Origin of the sequence: Streptococcus tangpeifui (assembly GCF_044503215.1) — a bacterium.
GTDB classification, from domain to species: domain Bacteria; phylum Bacillota; class Bacilli; order Lactobacillales; family Streptococcaceae; genus Streptococcus; species Streptococcus tangpeifui.
Genome location: NZ_CP172427.1, coordinates 859,455 through 885,096, shown reverse-complemented (window position 1 = coordinate 885,096; position 25,642 = coordinate 859,455). Strand labels below are relative to the sequence as shown.

General features: G+C 41.2%; 20 protein-coding genes. 3 read left to right on the top strand and 17 right to left on the bottom strand.

Annotated features, from left to right (window positions below; all coding sequences use genetic code 11):
• Window positions 1-112 precede the first annotated feature (112 nt).
• A complete protein-coding gene (locus ACFSN5_RS04095; protein ID WP_165212792.1) occupies window positions 113-382 on the top strand; it encodes a Blp family class II bacteriocin in 270 nt (89 codons plus the stop codon).
• A 57-nt stretch (window positions 383-439) separates the two neighbouring features.
• Window positions 440-697 carry a ComC/BlpC family peptide pheromone/bacteriocin gene (locus ACFSN5_RS04090; RefSeq protein ID WP_165329415.1) on the top strand — a complete coding sequence of 86 codons (258 nt, stop codon included), beginning with the start codon at window positions 440-442 and terminating at the stop codon, window positions 695-697.
• 132 nt (window positions 698-829) lie between these two features.
• Here ACFSN5_RS04090 and ACFSN5_RS04085 read toward each other — a convergent pair whose 3' ends face one another.
• The gene (locus ACFSN5_RS04085) at window positions 830-1,606 is read right to left on the bottom strand and encodes a class A sortase (RefSeq protein ID WP_165212788.1); all 777 of its coding nucleotides are present in this window, start codon (window positions 1,604-1,606) and stop codon (window positions 830-832) included.
• Entirely contained in the window at window positions 1,593-4,064 is a 2,472-nt protein-coding gene (gene gyrA, locus ACFSN5_RS04080; protein ID WP_165212786.1) for a DNA gyrase subunit A, read from the bottom strand. The genes ACFSN5_RS04085 and gyrA overlap by 14 nt, the downstream gene beginning before the upstream one ends.
• A gap of 206 nt (window positions 4,065-4,270) precedes the next feature.
• On the opposite strand from gyrA, the gene ACFSN5_RS04075 reads away from it, so the two are divergent.
• Window positions 4,271-5,260, top strand: a complete 990-nt coding sequence (locus ACFSN5_RS04075; protein ID WP_165212784.1) for an L-lactate dehydrogenase — start codon at window positions 4,271-4,273, stop codon at window positions 5,258-5,260.
• Window positions 5,261-5,592: 332 nt separating this feature from the next.
• On the opposite strand, the gene nox is transcribed toward ACFSN5_RS04075, so the two are convergent.
• From nox to ACFSN5_RS04000, 15 genes are all read right to left on the bottom strand, one after another.
• The gene (gene nox, locus ACFSN5_RS04070; RefSeq protein WP_165212782.1) at window positions 5,593-6,963 is read right to left on the bottom strand and encodes a H2O-forming NADH oxidase; all 1,371 of its coding nucleotides are present in this window, start codon (window positions 6,961-6,963) and stop codon (window positions 5,593-5,595) included.
• A gap of 281 nt (window positions 6,964-7,244) precedes the next feature.
• Entirely contained in the window at window positions 7,245-9,641 is a 2,397-nt protein-coding gene (locus tag ACFSN5_RS04065) for a glycogen/starch/alpha-glucan phosphorylase (protein ID WP_165329416.1), read from the bottom strand.
• A gap of 35 nt (window positions 9,642-9,676) precedes the next feature.
• Window positions 9,677-11,107: a glycogen synthase GlgA gene (glgA, locus tag ACFSN5_RS04060; RefSeq protein ID WP_165212778.1), complete on the bottom strand. Its 1,431-nt coding sequence runs from the start codon at window positions 11,105-11,107 to the stop codon at window positions 9,677-9,679.
• Window positions 11,104-12,237 (bottom strand): glucose-1-phosphate adenylyltransferase subunit GlgD, encoded by a 1,134-nt coding sequence (gene glgD, locus ACFSN5_RS04055; RefSeq protein ID WP_165212776.1) that lies wholly within the window; start codon window positions 12,235-12,237, stop codon window positions 11,104-11,106. Before glgD ends, glgA begins: the two co-directional genes overlap by 4 nt.
• Window positions 12,227-13,366 (bottom strand): glucose-1-phosphate adenylyltransferase, encoded by a 1,140-nt coding sequence (locus ACFSN5_RS04050; protein WP_165212774.1) that lies wholly within the window; start codon window positions 13,364-13,366, stop codon window positions 12,227-12,229. Before ACFSN5_RS04050 ends, glgD begins: the two co-directional genes overlap by 11 nt.
• Before the next feature lie 61 nt (window positions 13,367-13,427).
• Entirely contained in the window at window positions 13,428-15,311 is a 1,884-nt protein-coding gene (gene glgB, locus ACFSN5_RS04045; RefSeq protein WP_165212772.1) for a 1,4-alpha-glucan branching protein GlgB, read from the bottom strand.
• Between the two features lie 170 nt (window positions 15,312-15,481).
• Complete coding sequence (gene pulA, locus ACFSN5_RS04040; RefSeq protein WP_165212770.1) at window positions 15,482-17,671, bottom strand: type I pullulanase; 2,190 nt, start codon at window positions 17,669-17,671, stop codon at window positions 15,482-15,484.
• A gap of 181 nt (window positions 17,672-17,852) precedes the next feature.
• The gene (locus tag ACFSN5_RS04035) at window positions 17,853-18,809 is read right to left on the bottom strand and encodes an ABC transporter permease (RefSeq protein ID WP_004227041.1); all 957 of its coding nucleotides are present in this window, start codon (window positions 18,807-18,809) and stop codon (window positions 17,853-17,855) included.
• Between the two features lies 1 nt (window position 18,810).
• Window positions 18,811-19,881 carry an ABC transporter permease gene (locus ACFSN5_RS04030; protein ID WP_165212768.1) on the bottom strand — a complete coding sequence of 357 codons (1,071 nt, stop codon included), beginning with the start codon at window positions 19,879-19,881 and terminating at the stop codon, window positions 18,811-18,813.
• Window positions 19,874-21,409 (bottom strand): ABC transporter ATP-binding protein, encoded by a 1,536-nt coding sequence (locus tag ACFSN5_RS04025; RefSeq protein ID WP_165212766.1) that lies wholly within the window; start codon window positions 21,407-21,409, stop codon window positions 19,874-19,876. The genes ACFSN5_RS04030 and ACFSN5_RS04025 overlap by 8 nt, the downstream gene beginning before the upstream one ends.
• Window positions 21,410-21,551: 142 nt before the next feature.
• On the bottom strand, window positions 21,552-22,607 hold the full coding sequence (locus ACFSN5_RS04020) for a BMP family lipoprotein (RefSeq protein WP_157769183.1): 1,056 nt from the start codon (window positions 22,605-22,607) through the stop codon (window positions 21,552-21,554).
• Between the two features lie 89 nt (window positions 22,608-22,696).
• Window positions 22,697-23,092: a cytidine deaminase gene (locus ACFSN5_RS04015; RefSeq protein ID WP_241154221.1), complete on the bottom strand. Its 396-nt coding sequence runs from the start codon at window positions 23,090-23,092 to the stop codon at window positions 22,697-22,699.
• A complete protein-coding gene (deoC, locus tag ACFSN5_RS04010; RefSeq protein WP_165212764.1) occupies window positions 23,079-23,741 on the bottom strand; it encodes a deoxyribose-phosphate aldolase in 663 nt (220 codons plus the stop codon). The genes ACFSN5_RS04015 and deoC overlap by 14 nt, the downstream gene beginning before the upstream one ends.
• Before the next feature lie 9 nt (window positions 23,742-23,750).
• Window positions 23,751-25,028, bottom strand: a complete 1,278-nt coding sequence (locus ACFSN5_RS04005) for a pyrimidine-nucleoside phosphorylase (RefSeq protein ID WP_165212762.1) — start codon at window positions 25,026-25,028, stop codon at window positions 23,751-23,753.
• A complete protein-coding gene (locus tag ACFSN5_RS04000; RefSeq protein ID WP_165212760.1) occupies window positions 25,025-25,615 on the bottom strand; it encodes a class I SAM-dependent methyltransferase in 591 nt (196 codons plus the stop codon). The genes ACFSN5_RS04005 and ACFSN5_RS04000 overlap by 4 nt, the downstream gene beginning before the upstream one ends.
• Between the last annotated feature and the right edge of the window lie 27 nt (window positions 25,616-25,642).

The window sequence follows — 25,642 nt, the reverse complement described above, 5'->3', positions numbered from 1 at the left end:
TTCTCTTGAAATTAATTTAAATTATATTAAAATGAAAGTATATTCAACAAATGAGTTGGTACCACTCGCTTTGGAGGATATAAGAGATATTTTAAATAGAGGGAGTATTATAATGAATACTTTGGCGTTTGAACAATTTGATGCAGTGGATACTGAAGTGCTTTCTACTGTAAAAGCGGGTGATTCTTGCACTAATGGGACGATAGGTTCTGTTGGTATATGGGCACTTGGTGGTGCGGCACTTGGAGCAACAATCGGTTCTGGTGTTGGTCCTGAAGGTAGTGTTGCTGGTGCCGTTGTTGGTGGTGTTATTGGTGGCATTGGCGGGGCTATCGTAGGTTATATAGACGGTAGACACGATTATTGCCGTGCAGCTGGCTAATTAGCTCTTGCTACCCAATTTAGTGGAAGTTTGAATGATTAAAAGGAGTCTTAGATTATGGATATGCAAGCCTTAGAACAATTTGACCTAGTAGATACAGAAGCCCTTGCTACTATAAAAGCTGGTGAGTGTGAAGATAGAACGGGTGCTTTGCTTGGTCTAGGTGAAGGAGCACTAGCTGGTGCTAGTTTTGGTGCTACAGTAGGTAGTATGGTTCCCGGTGTAGGAACAGTAGCAGGTTCCCTAGTAGGTCTTCCCTATGGTATGATATTTGGTGCATTTAAGGGTAGTGCTGATGGACAATGTCACGCTTAAGTTATTAGGCTTAAGAGCTACCAAAACAGTAGTTTAATTATAGTTAAAGAACCTGCCCTTCTCTTTCAGTGGGCAGGTTCTTGTTTATAAAAAATCAGCTTTTGGTGTTCTGCCGGAAGCTGATTTTTCCATTTACATAGATAATTGGTTGTACGAGCGATTAAAGGCATCTAACATTCTTTGTGAAGCCTTATCATAGACTACCTCTTTCTTATAATTAGCTGAGACAATGATCCGATGACTAGCTTCTGCATCATCACAGGTAACCAAGGTTAAGGTCTTAGAACCTGGCGTATCGTCGATAACGGCAACATCAGATGGATCAACCGTCTTAACCTCTGTAATCACATAGGTATAAACTTTATTTTTATCGGTCAGATAAATATCCATCCCATTTTTTGCATGATCCAAAGGAGAAAAGAGCATTTTGGAAGCACCAGTGACACCAAAAACGTGGTGACTAGCCAGAGCATAGTTATTCTCACCGCCCATGACTTGGTTTTCCTTCATGGTGCCAGCCCCGTAAGAAAGCTCAGTATTCCCCAATCCCTTAAAGATTGGCAGATTTAACTCTAAATCAGGAATAGCAATTCCGCCGATAACCGGCAAATCTTGAGCATCCATCTGAGAACTGATAACTGACTGAGCTGAAACTGATTCAACCGAATCAAAATCGTAATTCACCTTGGCCTTTTTATTCTTTTTCAGAGTCTTCTCATCCACCTTAGAAACTTGATATTTATTGGTATTCCAGGCAATCAGCGAATTCCGAATAGAACGATTAAAAACCAGAGCAAGGCCGACTACTAACAGCAAAACAACTAAAATTGTTCTCAGCCAATGATGCTTTTTCTTAGAAGAATCCCTCTTCTTATGGTAATCTGACTGCCGAGATTTAGCTGTCTTCATTTACCTCTTGCTCCTTCTCTTCCTCTTTACTATCTTCTTCATTTTCAATGAGGGCAAATGTCACAATCTTAGCACTATCATCCAAGCGCATGACCTTAACTCCCATGGTGGAACGACCAGTTTGAGAGATATTAGAAACACCAGTTCGGATAATAATACCGGTATCCGTCATGATCATGATGTCTTCATCACCATGTACAGTTACTAGACCTGCTAAAGAACCGTTCTTATCGGTGATATTAGCAGTCTTAATGCCTTTACCACCACGACCCTTAGTTGGGTATTCACTGGCAAATGTTCGCTTACCGTAGCCTCTTTCAGTGATAACCAATACTTCTTGAGCATCAGTAATAACTGAGGCACCGATAACTTGGTCACCATCACGCAAGGTAATTCCCTTGACACCTGTCGCACCACGCCCCATATTCCGAACAACCTCTTCTTTAAATCGAACAGAATAACCAAATTGGGTACCGATGATAATATCATCTTGACCAGTTGTCAAAAGGACATTGATCAATTCATCACCATCCTTAAGATTAAGAGCTCGCAGACCATTTTGCCGAATATTAGCAAATTCCGAAATGTTGGTCCGCTTGACGACTCCCTGCCTGGTCGTAAAGAAGAGAGACTTTTCAGCAATCTCCTTTTGATTAAGACTGATAATGGTTTGAATAGTTTCTCCTTCAGTCAATTTCAGGAGGTTAACAACCGGCAAACCCTTGGCTGTCCGTCCATATTCTGGAATTTCATACCCTTTGAGGCGATAGACACGGCCTTGGTTGGTAAAGAAGAGAACCACATCGTGGGTACTGGTTGAAACCAAATCTCGCACGAAGTCGTCATCATTAACGCCTGTTCCTTGAACACCACGGCCGCCACGTTTTTGAGCTCGAAATTCATCCTGAGCTAAACGTTTGATATAGCCCTTATTTGACAAAGTAATGAGAACGTCCTCTTCTTCGATTAGGTCTTCATCTTCTAGAGAAAGGACTTCACCAACCATGAGCTCCGTTCGACGAGGATCAGCAAATTTGCGCTTGATCTCATCCATCTCATCTTTGATAATGGTCACAACCCGCTCTGGTTTAGCTAAAATATCAGCCAAGTCAGCAATCAAAGCCAAGAGATCATTGTATTCATTTTGAATCTTGTCACGTTCCAAACCGGTCAAACGGCGCAGACGCATATCGAGAATAGCCTGACTTTGGCGCTCGGATAATTCAAAACGAGACATGAGCTCGGCTTGAGCTTCAGCATCAGTCTGGCTGCCCCGAATAATAGCGATTACTTCATCCAAACGATCTAAAGCAATCAGCAAGCCTTCTAAAATATGAGCTCTAGCTTCAGCCTTTTCCTTATCAAAACGAGTCCGGCGAACGATAACTTCTTTTTGGTGCTCAATATAGTTATCAATGATTTGTCGCAGTGACAAAATCTTTGGCACACCTTTTTCAATGGCCAGCATATTAAAACTAAAGTTCGTTTGCAAGCTGGTTAATTTGAACAAATTATTGAGGATAACATTAGCAGAGGCATCGCGGCGGACCTCAATAATAAAACGGACACCTTCACGACTGGATTCATCACGAACAGCTGTAATGCCTTCCACGCGCTTTTCCTGAGCCAAGCGCACAATATGCTCATGCACCTTAGTCTTATTGACACCGTAAGGAAACTCTGTCACAACGATACGTTCTCGACCCGATTTAGTCGTTTCAATCTCGGTGCGTGAGCGCAAAACGATAGACCCCTTACCCGTTTCATAAGCGCGATGAATACCCGATTTTCCCATAACAAGAGCACCTGTAGGAAAATCTGGACCGGGCATAACCTCCATAATATCTCTAGTTGTAGCATCTGGATTATCCATCACTAGCTTCACGGCATCAATCGCTTCACCTAAATTATGTGGTGGAATATTAGTCGCCATCCCAACAGCAATCCCTGTTGCACCGTTGACCAGCAAATTAGGAAAACGAGCCGGCAAAACCAGCGGCTCCTTTTCACTACCATCGTAGTTATCTTGAAAATCGACGGTATTTTTATTGATATCACGGAGCATCTCCAAGGCTATTTTGGACATACGGGCTTCGGTATAACGTTGAGCCGCAGCGCCATCACCATCCATAGACCCAAAATTCCCATGACCATCAACCAACATGTGACGATACGACCACCATTGAGCCATCCGCACCATGGCTTCATAAATAGAGGAGTCCCCGTGGGGATGGTATTTACCCATGACATCCCCAGTAATCCGAGCGGATTTTTTATGGGGCTTGTCCGGCGTGACTCCCAGTTCATTCATCCCGTAGAGAATACGACGGTGAACCGGTTTGAGACCGTCTCTAACATCTGGCAGGGCCCGAGCGACAATAACACTCATGGCATAATCAATGAAGCTGGTCTTCATTTCACTGGTCAGATTCACATCTACTAGATTATTATCTTGCATTAAATCTGTCTCTTTCTTGTTTAAGTATACCATATCATTATAGCATATTTGGGGGATTCTTTCAGCAATTTCACCTATGAAATCAAGCTTTCACGGGTTTGCAAAGTTTACATTTTCCAACCATTAGCTAGTGACATTTACGATAAAAGGTGGTAAGATAATACTGTATGGGCTTAAGCCTAAAAAAATTAAGGAGATGTTTAGACATGACTGCAACTAAACAACATAAAAAAGTCATCCTCGTTGGTGACGGTGCCGTAGGTTCTTCTTACGCATTCTCACTTGTCAACCAAGGAATCGCTCAAGAGCTTGGTATCATCGAAATCCCACAATTATTTGAAAAAGCTGTTGGTGATGCTCTTGACCTCAGCCACGCCCTTGCTTTCACTTCACCTAAGAAGATTTATGCTGCTAAGTACGAAGACTGCGCTGATGCTGACCTTGTTGTTATCACTGCGGGTGCTCCTCAAAAGCCAGGTGAAACTCGTTTGGATTTGGTTGGTAAGAATCTTGCTATCAACAAATCAATCGTTACAGAGGTTGTTAAATCTGGTTTTAACGGTATCTTCTTAGTTGCCGCTAACCCAGTTGATATCTTGACTTATGCAACTTGGAAATTCTCAGGATTCCCTAAAGAGCGCGTTATCGGGTCAGGTACTTCACTTGATACAGCCCGTTATCGTCAAGCTTTGGCAGACAAAATTGGTATTGATGCACGTTCTGTCCACGCTTACATCATGGGTGAACACGGTGACTCTGAATTCGCTGTTTGGTCACATGCTAACGTTGCCGGTGTTAAATTGGAACAATGGCTACAAGATAATCGCGATGTTGATGCAGAAGGCTTGATTAGCTTGTTCGAATCTGTTCGTGATGCTGCTTACACTATCATCGAAAAGAAAGGGGCAACTTTCTATGGTATCGCCGTTGCCCTTGCCCGTATCACTAAAGCTATTCTCGATGATGAAAATGCTGTCTTGCCACTGTCAGTCTTCCAAGAAGGCCAATACGATGGGGTTTCAGATTGCTTTATCGGTCAACCCGCTATCGTTGGGGCTCACGGTATTGTGCGTCCAGTAAACATCCCTCTTAATGATGCAGAACTACAAAAGATGCAATCTTCAGCTACGGCTTTGAAAGCTATCATTGATGAAGCTTTTGCCAATCCAGAATTCCAAGCTGCTTCTAGAAACTAAGCAGACTAAAAACGAGATAAAGAAAAAAGGTTGAAAAGTTCATTTTTCAATCTTTTTCTTTTACTAGACTTATTTGATAACCAAAACTGGTATGCTAAACTCATGAAAGCCGCATACGAAAAGCCCTAAAACCTTACTCAGCACATTTAAAATGGTTAAGCTAAGTTGATTTGTGGCATTATCAATTAGGAAAGGCGTTAGTTTTCGAGCAAATTTACTGATTATTATATCCTAATAACGCGTCGACAACCACATCTTTTATTTTGGCAAAATTGTGTTCATGAAAAGCAAAAGGCCGTTGATGCTAAAGACATCAGCGGCTTTTTCAGGATCTATTTCTCTGCTCCAAGAGCTGCCATTGTAATATAGTTATATGGCTTGTTGAAATGTGGGAGGAAGAAAATATCGGTCAAGGCTAATTTATCAATAGTGACGCCTTCTTGAATAGCCAATGAGAACATGTGAATCCCCATAGAAATATTTTCCCTAGAAGCCATCTGAGCCCCTAGAACTTTGCGGTTATCCTTATCGTAAACAATTTTGAGAGTAACAGGCTCATTAGCAGTTTCCATAAATTCAGGCTTCTGTAAATCAGTAAATTCAGTTACTGCTGCATTAAATCCTAACCGCTTGGCTTTCTCCAAGGTTAAACCAGTCGAAACCATGTTGAAACCATAGATTGAGATACCATTAGATCCTTGGACGCCAATACCTTCTAAATCATGTCCAGCAGCATTATGAGCTGCTACGATACCAGTTCGAACAGCATTAGAAGCTAGAGCAATGTAGTTTGTATCTCCAATAGCATTATCATAGATGGTTGCACAATCCCCGATAGCATAGACATCCTTGATACTAGTCTCTTGCTTTTTATTTACAATCCATGCACCATTGCGGAAGGTATCTAAACGACCTTCCCCAAGAGCAGTATTTGGTCGGAAACCAACTGCCATGATGACCATATCTACATCAAATTCGGCCTTATCGGTAATAATCTTTTCAACCTTATGCTGACCAGCAATTTCCTTAACAGTTTGGCCAAAGGCTAACTGGATACCGTGATCCGATAAGTTCTTAGCCATATTGTCAGTCAAATCACGATCGTAGTATCCTGCCATACAGGTATCAGCGACATCAATTAAGACGACTTCTTTCCCCTTGCGTTGGAAAGCTTCAGCTAATTCAACTCCGATATAACCTGCACCAACTACAGCGACACGGCTAATATCCTTATCTTTCAAACGTTCAATAACGTCTTGAGCATTTTGGTAAAGCTTAACAAATTGTAAGTTCTCTAAAGTTGCTTCAAACTGACGGGAACCTTCTTTGAGAGCGGCCCCCTTAATTGGTGGCAAAATAGGTTGCGAACCTGTTGCTAAAATTAATTTATCAAATGACTCTTGATGTTCCTGACCATCAACCAAAGCTGTCACAATCTTTTTATCATAGTCAATATGGGTAACAGGTGAGTTCATATAAACCTTGGCACCAAGGCTTTCAAGTTCTTCTTTGTTTGAATAAAATAGACCATCACCAGTCGAGATTTGGTCACCAATCCAAAGAGCCATACCGCAGCCTAAGAATGAGATATTTGAGTTCTGATCAAAAGTAACAACTTCATTTTCAGAACCGTAATTGGTCAGAATCGTTTTGATAGCTGCTGTACCAGCATGGTTCGTTCCGACAACAACAATTTTTGCCATAAGTTTTCCAACTTTCTATTTTGGTTACTTCTAAAGCCTATCATAATTTGTAAGCGATTACAAATTATATGCTCACAGCTTTCAGAAAAAACTGAGAAAATCAGGAGGCCTAATTGATAAAAACTACTGAACTCATGAAAAAACGGCTCATTGTCAACTGTAGTGGGTAACTCTGAGAGGTGATATACTCGAGAAAAAAAGAGATCTTATCCCAAACTTGGAATAAAATCTCCTAGCTTAATGACATTGGACTTCCATCTAATCTTTTATTCTAAACAAGCCTACTTTTGTAGTTCCCAAATTTCCTTAGCATACTGAGTAATTGTATCATCAGCAGTAAACCTATGCGATTTGGCAATATTAGTCAAACTGATGCGAGCCCATTTATCTTTATCACGATAAAGAGCTTCAATCTTTTCCTGTGCTGCTACATAAGAATGAAAATCCTCTAGCAAAAAGTACTCGTCATTATGTTGAATAAGGGCTTCATAAATTTCCATTCCTTCGCTTTGAATGTTTGGAATGGTACCGTTAACAAAACTGTCAATCACTCGGTGAATGGTTGAGTCATTTTCATACAAATCCCAAGAATGATAGTCATTAGCATGGTAGTGTGCATAGACTGCATCCTTATCCATACCAAAAATAACAATATTGTCGTCCCCTACTTCATCCTTGATTTCAATATTTGCGCCATCAAGTGTCGCTAAAGTAATAGCTCCAGTCATCATGAACTTCATATTTGAAGTACCAGAAGCTTCCTTCGATGCTAGGGAGATTTGCTCTGACACATCCGCAGCAGGAATAATCAATTCAGCCAAGCTCACATTATAATTTTCCAAGAAGAAAACATGGAGCTTGCCTTGCAAGCTTTCATCGTTATTAATCAAATTAGCTAACTCATTGATAACCTTGATAACCGACTTAGCAAAGTGATAGCCGGGTGCTGCCTTAGCTCCAAAAATGAAAACTCGAGGAACCATATCTTTATTAGGATCATCTTTTAAATCCCAATAGAGCTTGATAATATGAAGAACATTGAGCAGTTGACGCTTGTAAGCATGAAGACGTTTAACTTGAACATCAAAAATAGCATCTGTTGACACTTGGAAACCTGTTGTCTCCCTAATATAGTTAGCTAAACGACTCTTAGCATCCTTTTTAACTTGATAGAAGGTATCAAGAGCTTCTTGGTCATCAAGATAAGTTGAGAGGCCTTCCAACTGGTGGATATCACTGCGCCAACCATCACCAATAAATTGGTCAATAGCACTGGATAATTCTGGTGCCGCAATCTGTGTCCAGCGACGAGGGATAATACCATTCGTTTTATTGTTAAATTTTTCAGGATAAAGCTTATAGAAGCTCCGCAAGGTATCTTCCTTCAACAGTTCCGTGTGCAGCTTGGCTACCCCATTGACAGAGTGACCACCAATAATGGCTAAGTTGGCCATGTGGATTTGATCATCTTTTACAATACGAGTATTATTGACAACATTTGCATCGTAGCCTGCCTTACCAAGCTCTGCGACAAAGCGATTATCAATTTCCAAGATAATTTGATAAACACGTGGCAAAACTTTCTTGAAGAGCTCAGCATCCCATTTTTCTAAGGCTTCAGACATGATAGTATGGTTAGTGTAACTCATGGTCTTGACAGTTGCCTTCCAAGCGTCATCCCATTCTAAGCCATAATCATCAACTAAGAGTCGCATAAATTCTGCTGGAGCAACAGCTGGATGAGTATCATTGATATGAACAGATACCTTCTTGTAAATATCCTCCAGCGGAGATCCCTGCTTGAGATAATACTTGATAATCGTTTGCAATCCAGCACTAGTCATAAAGTACTCTTGGACCAAGCGCAATTGCTTACCTTCTAGAGTAGAATCATCAGGATAAAGAATTGCTGTGATATCACTAACAGCCCGACGAGATTCTACCGTTGGATAAAGAGCTTCTTGATCAGCCGGAATCTCAACATCCCAAAGACGCAAATTATTAACATTACCATTTTGAAAACCAATTTGTGGCACATCATAAGGTACTGCACGAAGAACCTGACTGTTATGGTAAGTTGGAACAAGGTTTCCTTCTTCATTCTGCTCTAGGAAGACGTCCCCGAAAAGACGGACATCCACAGCATCGTGATCTTTTCGGATTTCCCAAACATTACCTAGGCTGCCAAACCAATCATCAGGCAATTCGACCTGATGACCGTCAACAATCTTTTGTTTGAAGAGGCCATAGCGATAACGTAACCCATTACCGAAGCCAGGATAACCAGTTGTTGCCAAGGAATCCATAAAAGCTGCAGCTAAACGTCCCAAACCACCATTTCCCAATGCCATGTCATGCTCTGCATTTTTAACATTTTCAAAATCAACACCAAGTTCAGCAAAACCTTCCTTAACAGTATCCAAAATACCAAGATTAAGCAAATTAGTTTCCAGCATCCGGCCTGGTAAGAATTCAATCGAAAAGTAATAAGCAATTTTTTCCTTATTGACTGTTAGATTACGATTACGTTCCAACCATAAAGGAGTGTAATACTTCCGAATCACCTTAGCTAAAGCTGAGAAAAGTTCTGTAGGGGTAGCATCTGGAACCTTGATTAACTGTTCTTCATGCAAAGTATCTTTAAAATCGCGAATAAATTGATCTTTTGTTAGTGTCATGATAAATAACGCCTTCTTATCTATTATTAGTAAGTTTAGAAAAGTTCATGATAGAGATTAACATAAGCTTGACTAGCTGTATCCCATGAGAAATCTCTCGTCATAGCATGATTTTGCAGAGCCTGCCAATCCTCTGAACGATTTTGATAGACTTCCAAGGCCAATTTTATAGTATTGGTCATAAGATAGCCTGAAAAACCGTGGAAGGAGAATCCTGTACCGGACTGATCATGTTCATTGTAAGGAATGACAGTATCTTTTAAACCACCTACTTCATGCACGATTGGCAGACTTCCATAACGCATAGCCATCATTTGTGAAAGACCACATGGTTCAAAAGCAGAAGGCATAAGAAAGAGATCACTAGCACCGTAAATTTGTTGAGCTAAGCCCAAGTCAAAAGTTATATTAGCCGATAACTTGTCAGGGTACTGGCTGGCAAACCAAGAAAAGCCATTTTCATAGTCCGCATAGCCTGTTCCCAGAACAACAACTTGCAAATCAAACTGTAAAATATGTTGAAGCTCACTAACAACCAATGAAAAACCTTTTTGGTCGGTCAAGCGAGATACAATTCCAATCAGAGGAACATCTGCCTTAACTGGTAGACCCAATCGCTCTTGTAATTTTGCCTTATTAACAGCCTTACCAGATAAATCATCCGCCGAGAATGGGGCATCCAGATATTGGTCAGTAGCTGGATTAAAGAGTTCCGTATCAATCCCATTAACTATGCCTGAGATCTTGCCAGACTCCATCCGCATGACCTGATCGAGCCCCTTACCAAACTCAGGTGTCATGATTTCTTGAGCATAAGAAGGAGAAACAGTGGTCACTCGATCAGCATAAAGTACTGCTGCTTTCATCCAGTTTAAACGGTTATTCCAACGGAGTGTCCCATCAGCATAGCGCTCATAGCCAACTCCAAAAAGATCCCAAAGCATTCCAGAATCAAACTGTCCTTGAAACTCAATATTATGGATGGTAAAGACTGTTCGAATGTTTCGGTAGGCGTTAATCCAACGATACTTTTCCTTGAGCAAGAAAGGAATCATTGCAGTGTGATAATCGTGTACATGCAGGATATCTGGGATGAAATCGATCTTTTCCATCAGTTCAAGAGCTGCTAGTTGGAAGAAGGCAAAGCGCTCACCATCATCCCAGTCACCATAAACATGACCACGGAAGAAATAAGATTGATTATCCAAAAAATAAAAGCTAACCTTGTCCTTGACCAGTTTCTTAACACCAACATATTGATGACGCCAACCAACATTGGTGAAGTAATACATGACATCTTCAACCTGATCCCCAAACTTGTTATCTACTGCATCATAATAAGGTAAGACAACCGCAACCTCATGACCTTTTTTGACAAGGGATTTAGGTAGGGCCCCAATAACATCCCCCAGACCTCCAGTTTTAGCAAAGGGTGCACCTTCTGCTGCTACAAACATGATTTTCATTGAACAATATCTCCAGTAACTTCTTGACCTTTACCGATAACTAATGGCTTTTCCGCACTGCCTCGCAGGGTTACGCCAGCTGGGACTGTGACTCCCTTATCAACAATCACATGCTCAAGTTGAGCTCCTTGACCGATTTTAACCTTAGGAAAAATGACAGAATCACTGACTGTTGCTCCTTCTTCAACATAGCAGGAACGCGATACAATGGAATGGTGCACAGCTCCCTTGATAATGGAACCAGATGCAAATTGAGATCGTTTGACATCGGAGCTTGGGGCAAAGTAACTGGCTTCTTCATTTTTAACCTTAGTATAAACCTTCTGATTGCTATAAAAGAGAGCATAGAACTTTTGCGAATCCAACATATCCATATTAGCATCATAGTAAGATTTAACTGAACTAATATTAGAAAGGTAACCAGTATGCTCAAAAGCCAAAGCCCCAGTATCAACCAAAAGATCGCGCAGAAGATAGCGAATCTTTCTTGGTCGCTCTTGCTTAGCTTCTTTTTCCAACTGCTCGATTAACCATGGTGTATTAACAACAAAGATATCGGCAGACATTGGTACAGGTTCGTCAATATTTTGCAAGTCGAGTTTACCCGTAACATGATCTGTTTCATCAATTTGCAAAATCTCATTAGCATCTGAGATGTGCTCACTCGAAACTTTCTTATAAACAACAGTGATATTACGATGGTTAACATTATGCAGATGAAGCACTTGTTGCAGATTGATATTGCAAAGTATATCACTAGACATATAGACAGTTTGGTCCGTATCTGCTCGTTTAAGATAGGTTAAAATTTGTTTATAATAATTCGAATCTGAAATATGTGTTTGATCATCGCTTTCATAAAAACCAAGGAAATAATGACTCAAGAGAGTATTAAGTCCCCACTCACGACCTGAACGGATATGGTCAAAAACTGAACGGATATTTTGGCCACGGAAAATACCATAGACACTGCGGATACCAGCGTTAGCCAAACTAGATAATTGAAAGTCCAAAAGACGATATTTCCCGTCAAAAGGCAGACTGGCCAAAGGTCGATTTTCAGTCAATTTTCCCATATCATGGTAACCGACTGCATTTCCTAAAATGGCAGAATATTTATCAATCTTCATTTGGAACCCCCACTACTTCATTATAACCAACAACTTGAACCTCATCGCTACCATCAATAACGACATTTTCACCGATAACAGCTCCTTCACCAACAATTGCTCGGGTAACCTTGGCCCCCTTCTTAATTGTCGCACCGCTCATGATGAAACTATCTTTAATTTCAACACCTTCCTCAACTTTAACGCTGGTTGAAAGAATAGAATGGTCAACTTTACCAGAAACCACACACCCATCAACAATTAAGGAATCCACTACTTGAGCCTGCTCCGTAATAAAGTTTGGTGGAGCAATCAGATTCTTAGAGTAGATTTTCCAGTTACGATCACGACTATGAAGAGCATTATCTTCACCAATATACTCCATGTTAGCTTCCCAAAGAGACTCGATTGTACCAACATCCTTCCAATAACCCGAGAAATTATAAGTATAAACAGGCTCACCTTGTTCCAAGTAGGCAGGAATAACATTTTTACCAAAGTCAGACATATCAATATCGTTCTTTTGAGCATCAAGAAGCATTTCTCTCAACTTCTTCCAATCGAAGATATAAATTCCCATAGACGCCTTCGTTGATTTAGGCTGTTCAGGCTTTTCCTCAAATTCAACAATTCTATCATTAGTATCGGTGTTCATAATACCAAAACGACTAGCTTCTTTGAGAGGGACATCAATCACCGCAACTGTCAGACTAGCCATATTATCCTTGTGAGTTTGCAACATATCATCATAGTCCATCTTGTAGATATGGTCCCCAGATAGAATCAAAACATACTCAGGATTCATGCTATCGATGTAGTCAATGTTTTGATAGATAGCATGACTGGTCCCTTGGAACCAACGATTTCCTTCAGTTGCTGAATAGGGTTGCAAAATGGTGGCACCGCTGTCAATGCCATCTAACCCCCAAGCAGAACCATTTCCAATATGGCTATTTAGTGCCAGAGGCTGGTATTGGGTAATCACGCCGACATTGTTGATGCCAGAATTAGCACAGTTAGAAAGGGCAAAATCGATAATCCGATAGCGACCTCCAAACTGGACAGCTGGTTTAGCAATGGATTGAGTCAATTTGCCCAAACGTGTACCTTGACCACCTGCCAAGATAAGTGCTAACATTTCATTTTTCATGTAAAAACTCCTTCCGATAAGATGTTAAGCTATTAAAATCGACGAGGCAAAAAACCTCCATCTATTTATTCGGTTTTGTTCGTTGATGTCTCTTCACACGCCAAATACTTGCACCAAGAGCTGGCATAGTGAAAGTCAAAGTTTGTTGATAATCTTTCCACAAACCAGACTGCGTCTTGGTTGATGGATTAGATTTTTTCCAGACACCCCCGAATTCTTCCAACTCAGTATTAAAGACTTCTTCATAGAGACCAGCGACAGGAACACCAATCGTAAATTCCTTACGTTCAACCGGGGCCATATTAAAGACACAAATCAGAAGGTCTCCTTTTCTGTCTCGGCGAACAAAGGATAGGATAGATTCTGCAGTATTATCAGCATCAATGATTTCAATACCATCATAAGAATCATCAATTTGCCAGAGAGCCTTGTGTTCCTTATAAAATTGATTAAGTTTTGCTGTATAATTCTGCATTTGATGATTAAGTTTATCTTCCAGATTGGTCCATTCCAACTGATAGTCATACTTCCACTCCAAAAACTGACCAAATTCAGAACCCATGAAAAGCAGCTTTTTACCAGGGTGGCACATTTGATAAGCATAGAGACAACGCAGACCAGCAAATTGATTATAGCGGTCTCCCCACATCTTGTGCATCAGACTCTTCTTGCCATGAACGACTTCATCGTGGGAGAAAGGTAGGATAAAGCTCTCAGAAAAAGCGTACATAAAGCTAAAGGTAATTAAATTAAAATCATACTGGCGATAGATTGGATCTTCCTCAAAGAACTTGAGCGTATCATTCATCCACCCCATATTCCACTTGTAATCAAAAGCCAGTCCACCCGATTCAATCGGGGACGTGATTGGCGTAGCTGCAGTCGATTCCTCAGCAATCATCATCACATCAGGGTGGTGATAATGAATAACACCATTTAATTTTTGCAGGAAGTTAAAACCTTCCAGATTACGATTGCCACCAAAGACATTAGGAGTCCATGGACCATCATCATAATCGCGGTAAAGCATGTTACTGACAGCATCTACTCGCAAGCCATCAATGTGATATTGTTCAATCCAATAGAGAGCACTGGACACCATAAAGGACTGAACCTGATTTTTGCCGAGATCAAAATTCAGAGCGCCCCAGCGTCTATTATGAGCACGATCGCTATCGGCATATTCAAAAGTTGGCGTACCATCATAGTAAGCCAAAGCATCATCATTCTGAGTAAAATGCCCTGGTACCCAGTCTACAATAACTCCAATGTTATTCAGATGACAAGTTTCAACGAATTCTTGAAAGTCTTCTGGCTTACCGTAAGTATGCTCAAAAGCAAAATAACCCATCAGCTGATAACCCCAAGACATGCCCAAAGGGTGAGCCATTAATGGCATAAACTCAACATGGGTATAATTCATTTTAACCAAATAAGGAATCAATTCCTTAGTCAGTTCCTTAAAGGTCAAGAGTTGACCATCAGATCCTAGCTTCCAAGAACTCGAGTGAACCTCGTAAATATTGATAGGACGCTCCTTGAAGCCAAAACGTTTCCGCCGTCCCATCCAGAGTCCATCTTTCCATTTCTTTTCTTCAAAGGTCTTAATAATGGCTCCTGTTCCTGGACGTTCTTCTAAGTAGAGAGCACAAGGATCAATTTTTTCAACAATCTGACCACCGCGACGTTGAACCAAAAATTTATAAATTTGACCTTCTTGGGCTTGATCGGTCCTAGCCTCCCAAACCCCTGCGTGATTCAAGGCCATATCCAGAGGATTGTCAAACCAACCTGTAAAATCACCAATAACTTGCACATGCTCGGCATGTGGAGCCCACACTCGAAAACTGTACTCTCCATTTTCTTCACGATGAACACCTAAGTAATCTTGCACATGAAAATTTTCGCCAGTCCCGAAAGTATAAAGCTCTAATTCTTTTTCCATATAACCACCTACCTTTTTTGAATAATATCACTGTCAGCCATAGACAATTTGATAAAACAAAGAGCAGCCCTAAACTTAAGGCTACCCGAATTGTCAATGACCTAAGTAAACATTTAAAATGTTAGCGACCTTATTAACCACCTTTATTTTATCATAAACTGATAGCTTTGTCAGGTCATTTTCAAGGAAATTTCTTGGTTATTAAAAATGAAATCGCCTTCTTTTGATGAGATTTCTACAATCCCCGAATGATAAGCATTGCTCTTGATAGTAATATTTGCATATATATCCTCAAACCTTCTTTCAGAAAATTCTCGTCCGCTTTTCTTGCAAATAAGCAATTTTTTAATTTTTTCCAATAAATCTTGATGCTCCGTTACTAAAGTCCAGTCAATAGCATTAACTGAATCTGGCGCATTATAACTGTTGCTAGCCCGTTTTAAATCTTCTGTTGTCACTTCACCATTTTGACCTGTCGGCTGAATCTTCGTCCGCATAAATTCCTGTCCCAGCTGCATAAAGCAGATACCCTGCATGGATAGATTTAAGGCGTTAGCCAAATAAACTCTCGCTTTACGCGTCTCCAAGCTATCCTCAGGATGGAGAACTGCCAATAAATCATTGAGATTATAGTTATCATGAACCTCAACATAGTTTAAAACCTGGCTTGGAGCTGAATAAGGTGCAAAAGCCTGACTACCCAGCAATGCTTGCGAAACTTCCCATTCAAGCGGTGCCCCTGAAACATAGCCAGCCTTGATATCACCATAAACTTCTGCCCCTTTGACAGCATCTCTAGCATTATCATTAAAAAAGGCAACACGCGGCATCACATCAGCATTGATCTTAGCTGCCTTCTGCCTTTGAGGCAGACCAGTTCCCATATCCCAGCCTTCACCATAAACCAAAATCCGCTCGTCAATGCTATCCAAGAAATCACGAATAAGATTTATAGTCTGGGTATCATGGAGGCCCATCAAGTCGAAACGGAATCCGTCGATATTATATTCCTGTACCCAATAACGTATGGAATCCATCATATACTTGCGGAACATTTCCTTTTCACTAGCTGTTTCATTACCACATCCTGAGCCATCTTGGAAGGAACCGTCGGCATGCATTCGGTAGTAATAATAAGGACAGGATAACTGGAAAGGAGAATTGTAAGAGGAATAGGTATGATTATAGACAACATCCATAATCACGCCGATACCGGCATCGTGATAGGCTTGAATCATCTGCTTGAATTCAAGAATTGGTGCCAAGGGATTAGACTGATCAGCAGCAAACTGGCGATCAGGAACATTATAATTTTCAGGGTCATAACCCCAGTTATAGAGGAGTTCTCCGTTCTTTGAATAAGTTTTATGATGGTCAAAAACCGGCTGCAATTGAATGTAAGAGTAGCCCATATTCTTAATATGTTCAAAGGCTGTCGGATGACCACTAGGATTTTTCACAGCAACCTGACTAGCTCCTAAAAAAGTCCCTCTAAGTTCTGGACTGACTCCTGAAGAGACATGATTTGTAAAATCACGCAAGTGTAATTCACTAATAACAGCCGAACAGGCATTATTAGTTCGCCAATAGGCATCTTTCCCCTGTTTAACTTCAAATCCCTCTGGTCGCAAATCTTCATCTGGGACAATCAGAGATTTCTTATTATCTAGACTGAGGACCGTACTGTAGGGGTCTCTGGTATCTTGATAAAAATTGGCCTCATGATAGATTCGGTATTGGTAGGACCAGCCTTTCAAGTCTTCATTAACCGTCACCGACCAAACACCATGATTATTTAATTCGTGGTGGTCTGTATTAAACTTATGTCCTCTGTTCATAAGAATCAAGCGTGCTGGACTCTGAGCATCCTTATAAAGCAAGAGATAAATCCTATCGGCCAAGGGAGACCAAATTTTAAACTTTGTCTGATCAGCTTGATAACGGAAACCAAGCCAACCTTGGTAACCCCAGCGGCGGTCAAAGTCATTAGCATGAATTCCCATGTCAAAAGCCTTGCCGTCCTGACCAGTATAAAAGGGACTAGTTTTAGCTACCTGTTTAGAATAATAAACTTGATCATCTCCTGCAACCAACCAAATGTTGTTAGGCGCATCTCCTGAAAAACGCCGAACGGTATAATCGCAAGTCTGTGATGACCAATCAGCTGTCTTAACTAAAAGATGAACCTGACTAGCAAAACGTTCAAAGGGATAACTAATCTTCCCCACAAGGCCAAAGTCGTCTTGATTATCAAATTGAGCATCTTCGCCCCAATAGCCATCCAACCATTTCCACATGCTATAATTATCATAATTTCCCTGACGGTTATGAAAATGAACCGTCAATTGATTTTCTATCATACGAACCAACTCCCAAACATTAGAATACACTCCCTCACTAGTATTCTATCACAGTTCAAACTTCTTGGATAGCTAAACAGGCTAGAACCTTAGGTTCTAGCCTGTTTAGCCATATGCAGCACGCTTATCAGTTATAAATCTATAGATACCTACCATAAGTCTCTGCTCAAAATGATTATAATTACTTAGTCTTAATATAATTGACACCATCTGCTTTAGGAGCAACAGCTTTGCCGAAGAAAGCTGCCAAAACAACAATAGTCAAAACATAAGGAGCAATTTCCAAATAAACTGATGGTACATGGGTCAAGCCAGGAATCTTATGGCCAATAATAGCCAGAGATTGGGACAAACCAAAGAAGAGACTGGAAAGCATAGCACCGATTGGATTCCAACGACCGAAAATCATAGCCGCCAAGGCAATGAATCCTGGACCAGCAATAGTGGTGACCGCAAAACTATTAGAAATAGCTTGAGAATAAACAGCACCGCCAATCCCGCCAAAGAAACCTGACAACATAACCCCAGCATAACGCATTAAATAGACATTAATGCCAAGAGTATCCGCAGCTTGGGGATGTTCACCAACGGAACGTAAGCGCAAACCAAAACGTGTTTTAAAAATCAGGATATAGGCAAGAAAGGCTACCAAAATAGCCACATAACCAATCAATGACGTGTTTTTAAAAAAGATATCACCAATCACTGGAATGTCCTTTAAAATAGGGAAAGAAAAGCGCCCGAAGGATTGGCTGATAGTATCAGTTTCTCCTTTACCATACATGACACGACAAAGGAAAACTGCCAAGGCAGGAGCAATCAGATTCAGAACTGTCCCAGAGACAACATGGTCTGCCCGAAAATTAACAGTCGCTACTGCGTGAATAAGGGAATAAACAAGGCCAACGAGACCAGCTACCAAACAAGCTACCCAAGGAGTCGCCTTCCCTAAGCTATCTGCAAAGGCTAGGTTAAAAACAACGCCAGAGAAAGCCCCGATAACCATAATTCCTTCCAGACCGACATTGACAATACCACCGCGCTCAGAGAAGGTTCCACCAATGCTGGTGAAAATAAGGGGTGTTGAATACTTGAGAGCCGAAGAAACTAAAAGAACTAAAACTGCAAGTAGACCCATCTTATTTACCTCCTTCCGCTACGACTTTTTTAGCATTTTTGGCCGGTTTAATAAAGCGACGAATAATATAGTTACTGCCAACAAAGAAGATAATTAAGGCAGAAACAACATCAATAACTTCAGATGGCACATCTACCATACCAGTTTTACCGACTGATAACACACCAAAGAGAAGGGCAGCAAATGGGATACCGATTGGACTGTTAGAAGCCAAGAGGGCAACAGCCATACCATCCCAGCCAATTTGTAGGGAACTGGTTTGAACATAGACATTTTCATACGTTCCCAGACCATCAACAGTTCCTCCCAGTCCGGCTAAGGCACCCGAAATAACCATTGACCAAATAATGACTTGTTTAGAAGACATACCGGCATACTCAGCTGCATTGGGATTGAGCCCAACTGCTGTGATTTCATAACCAGTTTTAGTCTTTTTCAAGAGGAACCAGATAATAAAGACAGCCGCTAAAGCAATAAAGAAACCGAGATTGAAACGAGAATTGTCAGTGAGACTGGACAAGAAATTAGTTTGATAGGACGCAGAATCCGATACTTTAATACTAGCTGTTGTGGTTCGCATCACATCCTTAGAGATACCATCGAGAATAATAGCCTTAGAAACGTAGAGTACCACATAATTCATCATGATGGTAACAATAACCTCACTGGTTCCTAAGTAAGCTCGTAAAATCCCAGGAATGGCTCCAATGATGCCACCAGCAATTAAACCAATTAGAACCGTACAGATAACAGAGACTGGCTTTGGCAGATCTGGGAAAGATAAGGCGAACCAAACTGACATCAGCCAACCAGCTAGGGCTTGACCTGGCAAACCAACATTAAAGAAACCTGCCTTAGAAGCCACAGCAAAACCTAAGCCAATCAGAATCAAAGGACCCATAGCCCGCAGAATTTCACCAATATTTTTAATTGAACCAAAAGCAGAATAAAGCAAATCATTGTAGGCCCAGAAAGGGTTGTAGCCAAAAATCAACATGATAATGGCTCCAGCAAGCATCCCCAGCAAGACTGCAATCAGGGGCACTGCCCAATTTTGCGTTTTCTTAGACATTTGCGTCCTCCTTCTTCAAATAGCCACCAGCCATCAAAACACCTAATTCTTGTTTATCAGTTTTGGCTGGGTCCAAGATACCTTGAATTTTACCATCATGGATAACAGCAATCCGGTCTGACAAGTCGAGAATTTCATCCAATTCAAAGCTGACGACTAAAACTGCCTTACCTTTGTCGCGTTCCCCGACTAAACGTTTACGAATATATTCGATGGCACCAACATCCAACCCTCGAGTTGGTTGGCTGACAATCAAGAGATCCGGATCACGATCGACTTCTCTAGCAATCACTGCTTTTTGCTGATTACCACCCGACAAAGAACCAGCAGAAACTTGTTCACTAGCAGCTCGAACATCAAACTCTCCCATCAGGCGTTTGGCATTTTTATTAATGTAGTCGTAATCCAAAACACCATGGTGACTAAAAGGCTCCTTATAATAAGTTTGTAAAGCCATATTTTCAGCTAGCGTCATTTCAAGAATCATTCCATCACGATGCCGGTCTTCCGGAATATGGCCAACACTCATCTCTGTTATTTGACGAGGATTGGCATGAGTAACTTCTGCTCCCTTAACTTTGACAGAACCAGATTTAGCCTTACGTAAACCAGTGATAGCCTGAATGAGCTCGGTTTGGCCATTGCCATCAATCCCAGCAATACCTACGATTTCACCACCACGAACATCGAGGGACAAACCTTTAACAGCAGGCACACCACGGTTCTCATTAACAACTAAATCTTTAATAGAGAGTACCACTTCTTTTGGATGTGAGGCAATTTTATCTGTTTTGAAAGAAACCGCACGGCCGACCATCATTTCGGCCAATTCTGCGCTGGTTGTTCCAGCCACTGGGACGGTCTGAATAGACTTACCACGGCGGATAACTGTGACACGATCGGCAACGGCACGAATCTCATCCAATTTATGGTTAATAAGGATGATTGATTTACCTTCCTTGACCAAGTTACGCATGATATCCAAGAGCTCAGCAATTTCTGCTGGAGTCAGAACAGCAGTCGGTTCATCAAAAATCAAGATGTCTGCACCACGATAGAGGGTTTTCAAAATTTCTACCCGCTGCTGTGCTCCAACCGAAATATCAGCTACCTTGGCCTCAGGGTTGACTGCTAAGCCATACTTCTCAGAAAGCGCTTTGATTTCTTGGGTGGCCCTTTTGAGATCCAGAAAGGCTCCCTTTGTGACCTCAGTCCCTAAAATAATATTTTCAGCGACTGAAAAGGCATCAACCAACATGAAATGCTGGTGAACCATCCCAATTCCTAAACTTGCTGATTTAGACGGCGAATCCAATTTTACAGCTTTACCATTGAGAAAGATTTCTCCTTCTGTTGGTTCGAGTAGGCCTGATAACATATTCATCAAGGTAGATTTACCCGCACCATTTTCACCCAATAAAGCATGGATTTCACCCGCTTTGACATCTAGATTAATATGGTCGTTGGCCACAAAATCACCAAACTTTTTGGTAATATTGCGCATTTCAATGACAGTTTCTTGTGCCATAGTAGTTCCTTTCAACTTATATTTTTAGGTCAGTTAAACCCACTAGCGGCTACAGTTAATGGATTTAACTGAGATAAAAATCTCAGTCCCTTAAAAAGCGACCATTTTAGGTCGCCCTTTTAAAAGTTATATTTTTGATCGTTTATTTTTTCTTAACGCCATCGTCAACTTTGGTTTTACCATCAATAATGTCTTTCTTAGCACTGTCAACGGCCTTCTTGATATTATCTGGCAAATTCTTAGTGACAATATCAACACCCTTATCTTTCAATCCATAGGTAGTTGTTTTTGCTTGGAATTTCTTGCCATCCAATTGATCATTAGCGATATCTTTTACGACTGTACCAACTTCTTTAACGGTTGAGGTCAAAACAAAGTTTGATTTCTTACCATCTTGAGCAGTATAGTTTCCTTCTTCGGATTGGTCACGGTCAACACCGATAACCCAAACTTTATCAGCAGCATCAGAATTCAATCCTTCATTGATTTCCTTAGCTTGCGAGAAGACACCTTTACCAGAACCACCAGAAGCATGGTAGATGACATCGGCACCACCAGAGTACATTGACTGAGCAATGGTTTGTCCTTTAGCAGCATCATTGTAAGAACCAACATATTGAACTTCTACTTCAATATCCTTGTTCACAGAAGCAACACCAGCCTTAAAGCCAGTTTCAAAACGAGTGATAGTATCTGATTTAACACCACCGACAAAACCAACCTTATTGGTCTTAGTTTGCATAGCAGCTGCAATACCTGCAAGGTAGGCACCTTCATTATCAGCAAAAAGGACACTGGCTACATTCTTTTGGTCTTCAATGACATCATCAATAATAACATAATTTGTCTTTGAATTTGATTGAGCTGCTTCAGCAACAGCATCGTGGAGATTGTAACCAATACCAAAAATCAGATTGTAACCCTTACTTTGGGCTGAATCTAGGTTGGTTGCATATTGAGACTCATCGTCTGATTGGAAATAAGTGAAATCAGTATCCTTTTTCAACTTATTTTCCTTACCCCAAGCTTGCAAACCTTCCCAAGCCGATTGGTTAAAGGACTTATCATCAACCCCACCAGTATCTGTTACGATAGCAGCTTTAACTGAACTAGATGATGAGTGCGATGAACGGCTACAAGCACCGAGTGATAGGATGGCAACTGCTGCCAAACCTAAGCCAATAAGTTTTTTGTTCATCTTCATAAATGAACTCCTCCTCTAAAAAGTCGCAACTAGGTTGCAAAAATATCTTAAACCCTAAGGTCTAATCCAATTAACACAAGAACCTACTCTAGGTTCTGAAAAGAGTATGGTAATAACTCACCGACTGTCATCTCGACAGTCGCACCATCTTTAGAAACTAAAGTAACAGGGCAATCCAAATCAAAAAACTCAGCCATAACCTGTCTACAGGCCCCACAAGGAGAAATTGGCCGATTTGTTTGGCCATAAATCGCAATGCTGCAAAAATCTCGCTGTCCCTCAGAAATTGCCTTAAAGATTGCCGTTCGCTCTGCACAATTAGTCAGGCCAAAACTGGCATTTTCAATATTACAGCCCTGAAAAACTTGACCAGACTTGGTTAGAACAGCCGCACCAACCGGAAAATGCGAATAAGGCACATAAGAACACAGACTAGCTTTCCTGGCCAATTCAACTAGATTGGAATCAGTTAGCACCACTGGCCTTTTCTCCTTCAACAATAGCAACGCCTGCTGAAGCGCCGATTCGACTGGCTCCCGCCTCAACGAAAGCTTTGGCATCTTGGTAGGTACGGGCACCACCAGATGCCTTGACACCGACCGTATCACCAACAGTTTGGCGCATTAATTTCACATCAGGAACATTTGCACCACCCGTTGAGAATCCCGTAGAGGTCTTGACATAATCCGCCCCAGCTGCAACAGCTAACTGACAAGCCTTGACTTTTTCATCATCTGTTAACAGGCAGGTTTCTATAATGACCTTGAGCAGGGTTTTGCCTGTCGCCTCCGCTAAGGCATGAATATCTTCCTTAACAGCTTCATAATTACCAGCTTTCAATTGGCCGATATTAATGACCATATCCACTTCTTCAGCACCGTTTGCAATGGCATCCTTAGCCTCAAAAACCTTAACAGCAGTGGTATTAGCACCCAGAGGAAAACCGATAACCGTACAAACCTTGACATCTGAGTCTTTCAAAGCTTCTGCACAGTAGGCAACCCAATATGGATTAACACAGACAGAAGCAAAATCATAATCTTTAGCTTCTGCCAACAGTTGATCTATCTGATCCTTAGTCGCATCTGGCTTCAGTAGAGTATGATCAATGTACTTATTAATAGACATAACTCTCTCCTAATCAATGATTTTTAATATTTCACTTATGGACACTTTTTCGTTACTTATTGTAACATTTTTTGCGAATTCTGTAATCTTTTTTTGAGGAATTTTTCGATTTGAGTAAATTTTTGCTAACGAATCTCCAGCTGAAACCGTATCCCCGACTTTTTTGTCGAACATAATTCCAGCATCATAGTCTAATTGGTCGGTTTTTACTGCGCGGCCAGCTCCTATTTCCATGGCAAAGCGACCAAAATAGAGGGCCGGAAGAGACGAGATATAACCTGAGCATTCCGCCCTTACTTCATAGATAAATTCAGTCTGAACTGGCCGATAGATATCTTGGACTTCACCGCCTTGAGCAGCTACTAGGTCTTCAAATTTTTTTAGGGCATGGCCTTGTGTCAAGTGGCTCTTAATTTCCTCTAGTTCTACTTCTTGTCCACCTAATTTCAACATAATCTGTGCTAGCTGGCAAATGAAATCAGTAATATCCGACCGCCCTTGTCCCTTCATGATTTGAACAGCTTCAAGGACCTCTAGTCGGTTACCAATAGCTTGGCCCAAAGGCTGTTCCATATTGGTAATGACAGCAACGGTCTGGCGTCCAACCTCTTTACCAAGGTTGACCATAGTTCGAGACAGCTCTTCTGCATCATCAAGGTTCTTCATAAAAGCACCGTCACCAACAGTAACATCCAGCATAATAGCATCTGAGCCAGCAGCAATCTTCTTAGACATTACCGAACTGGCAATCAAAGGCATAATATCAACTGTTGCCGTCACATCCCGCAAGGCATAGAGCAATTTATCAGCCTTAACCATCTGCTCTGACTGGCCAATAACCGCAATACCTATGTCTTTCACCTGCTGAATAAAGTCTTCTTCTGCAACCTCGATTTGGTAACCTTTGATGGATTCTAGTTTATCCAAGGTTCCGCCAGTATGCCCCAGCCCTCTTCCACTCATTTTAGCAACGGGTACGCCAAAACTGGCTACCAAAGGAGCCAAAATTAATGTTACCTTATCACCAACGCCACCGGTCGAGTGCTTATCAACCTTAATACCAGAAATGGCCGATAAATCAAGCTGATCGCCCGAAGCAACCATAGCCATGGTCAAATCGCGAGTCTCTCGCATGGTCATCCCCTTGAAAAAGATAGCCATAGCAAAAGCTGACATTTGGTAATCAGGCACAGCCCCCGCTACATAGTTCGCAATTAACCACTGAATTTCCGCTGTAGTTAATTCGCCGCCATCACGTTTTTTCTGAATTAAATCAACCGCTCTCATTCCTTTATACTCCTTAAAACATAGTAACCCTTATCTTTTTTGACCAGTTCAACATTGCCATAGACTTGCTCCATCTTAGCCTTTGCGCTAGGGGCCCCCTGCTTCTTTTGAATAACTACGGTTAAGCTACCAGTCGGATTGAGATGGTCATAGGCACCTTGCAAAATTTCATGAACCACCTGTTTACCTGCCCGTATAGGGGGATTGCTGATGATGTGATCAAAACGCCCCTTGACATGCTCATAGATATACGACTGGTAAATGTCGGCTTGAACGCTATTGCGCTGAGCATTTCTTCTAGCTAAATCCAAAGCTCGCTGATTAATATCAACCATGCTTACGGTTAAATTATAAACTTTAGCACAGCTAATCCCAAGGGGTCCATAGCCACAGCCAACATCAAGGAGACTGTCCCCAGCTGAAAAATCTAGGGCAGACAAAAGGACCTGACTACCATAATCAATCATCTTTTTTGAAAAGACACCAGCATCAGTATAAAAACGAAAAGTTTCACCTAATAGCTGGACCGTCAAATCATGGATATCATGCTCAGCATCAGGCTTTTCAGCGTAGTACATCTTAGCCACTTCTTCATTTACTCCCTTTATTCAGTC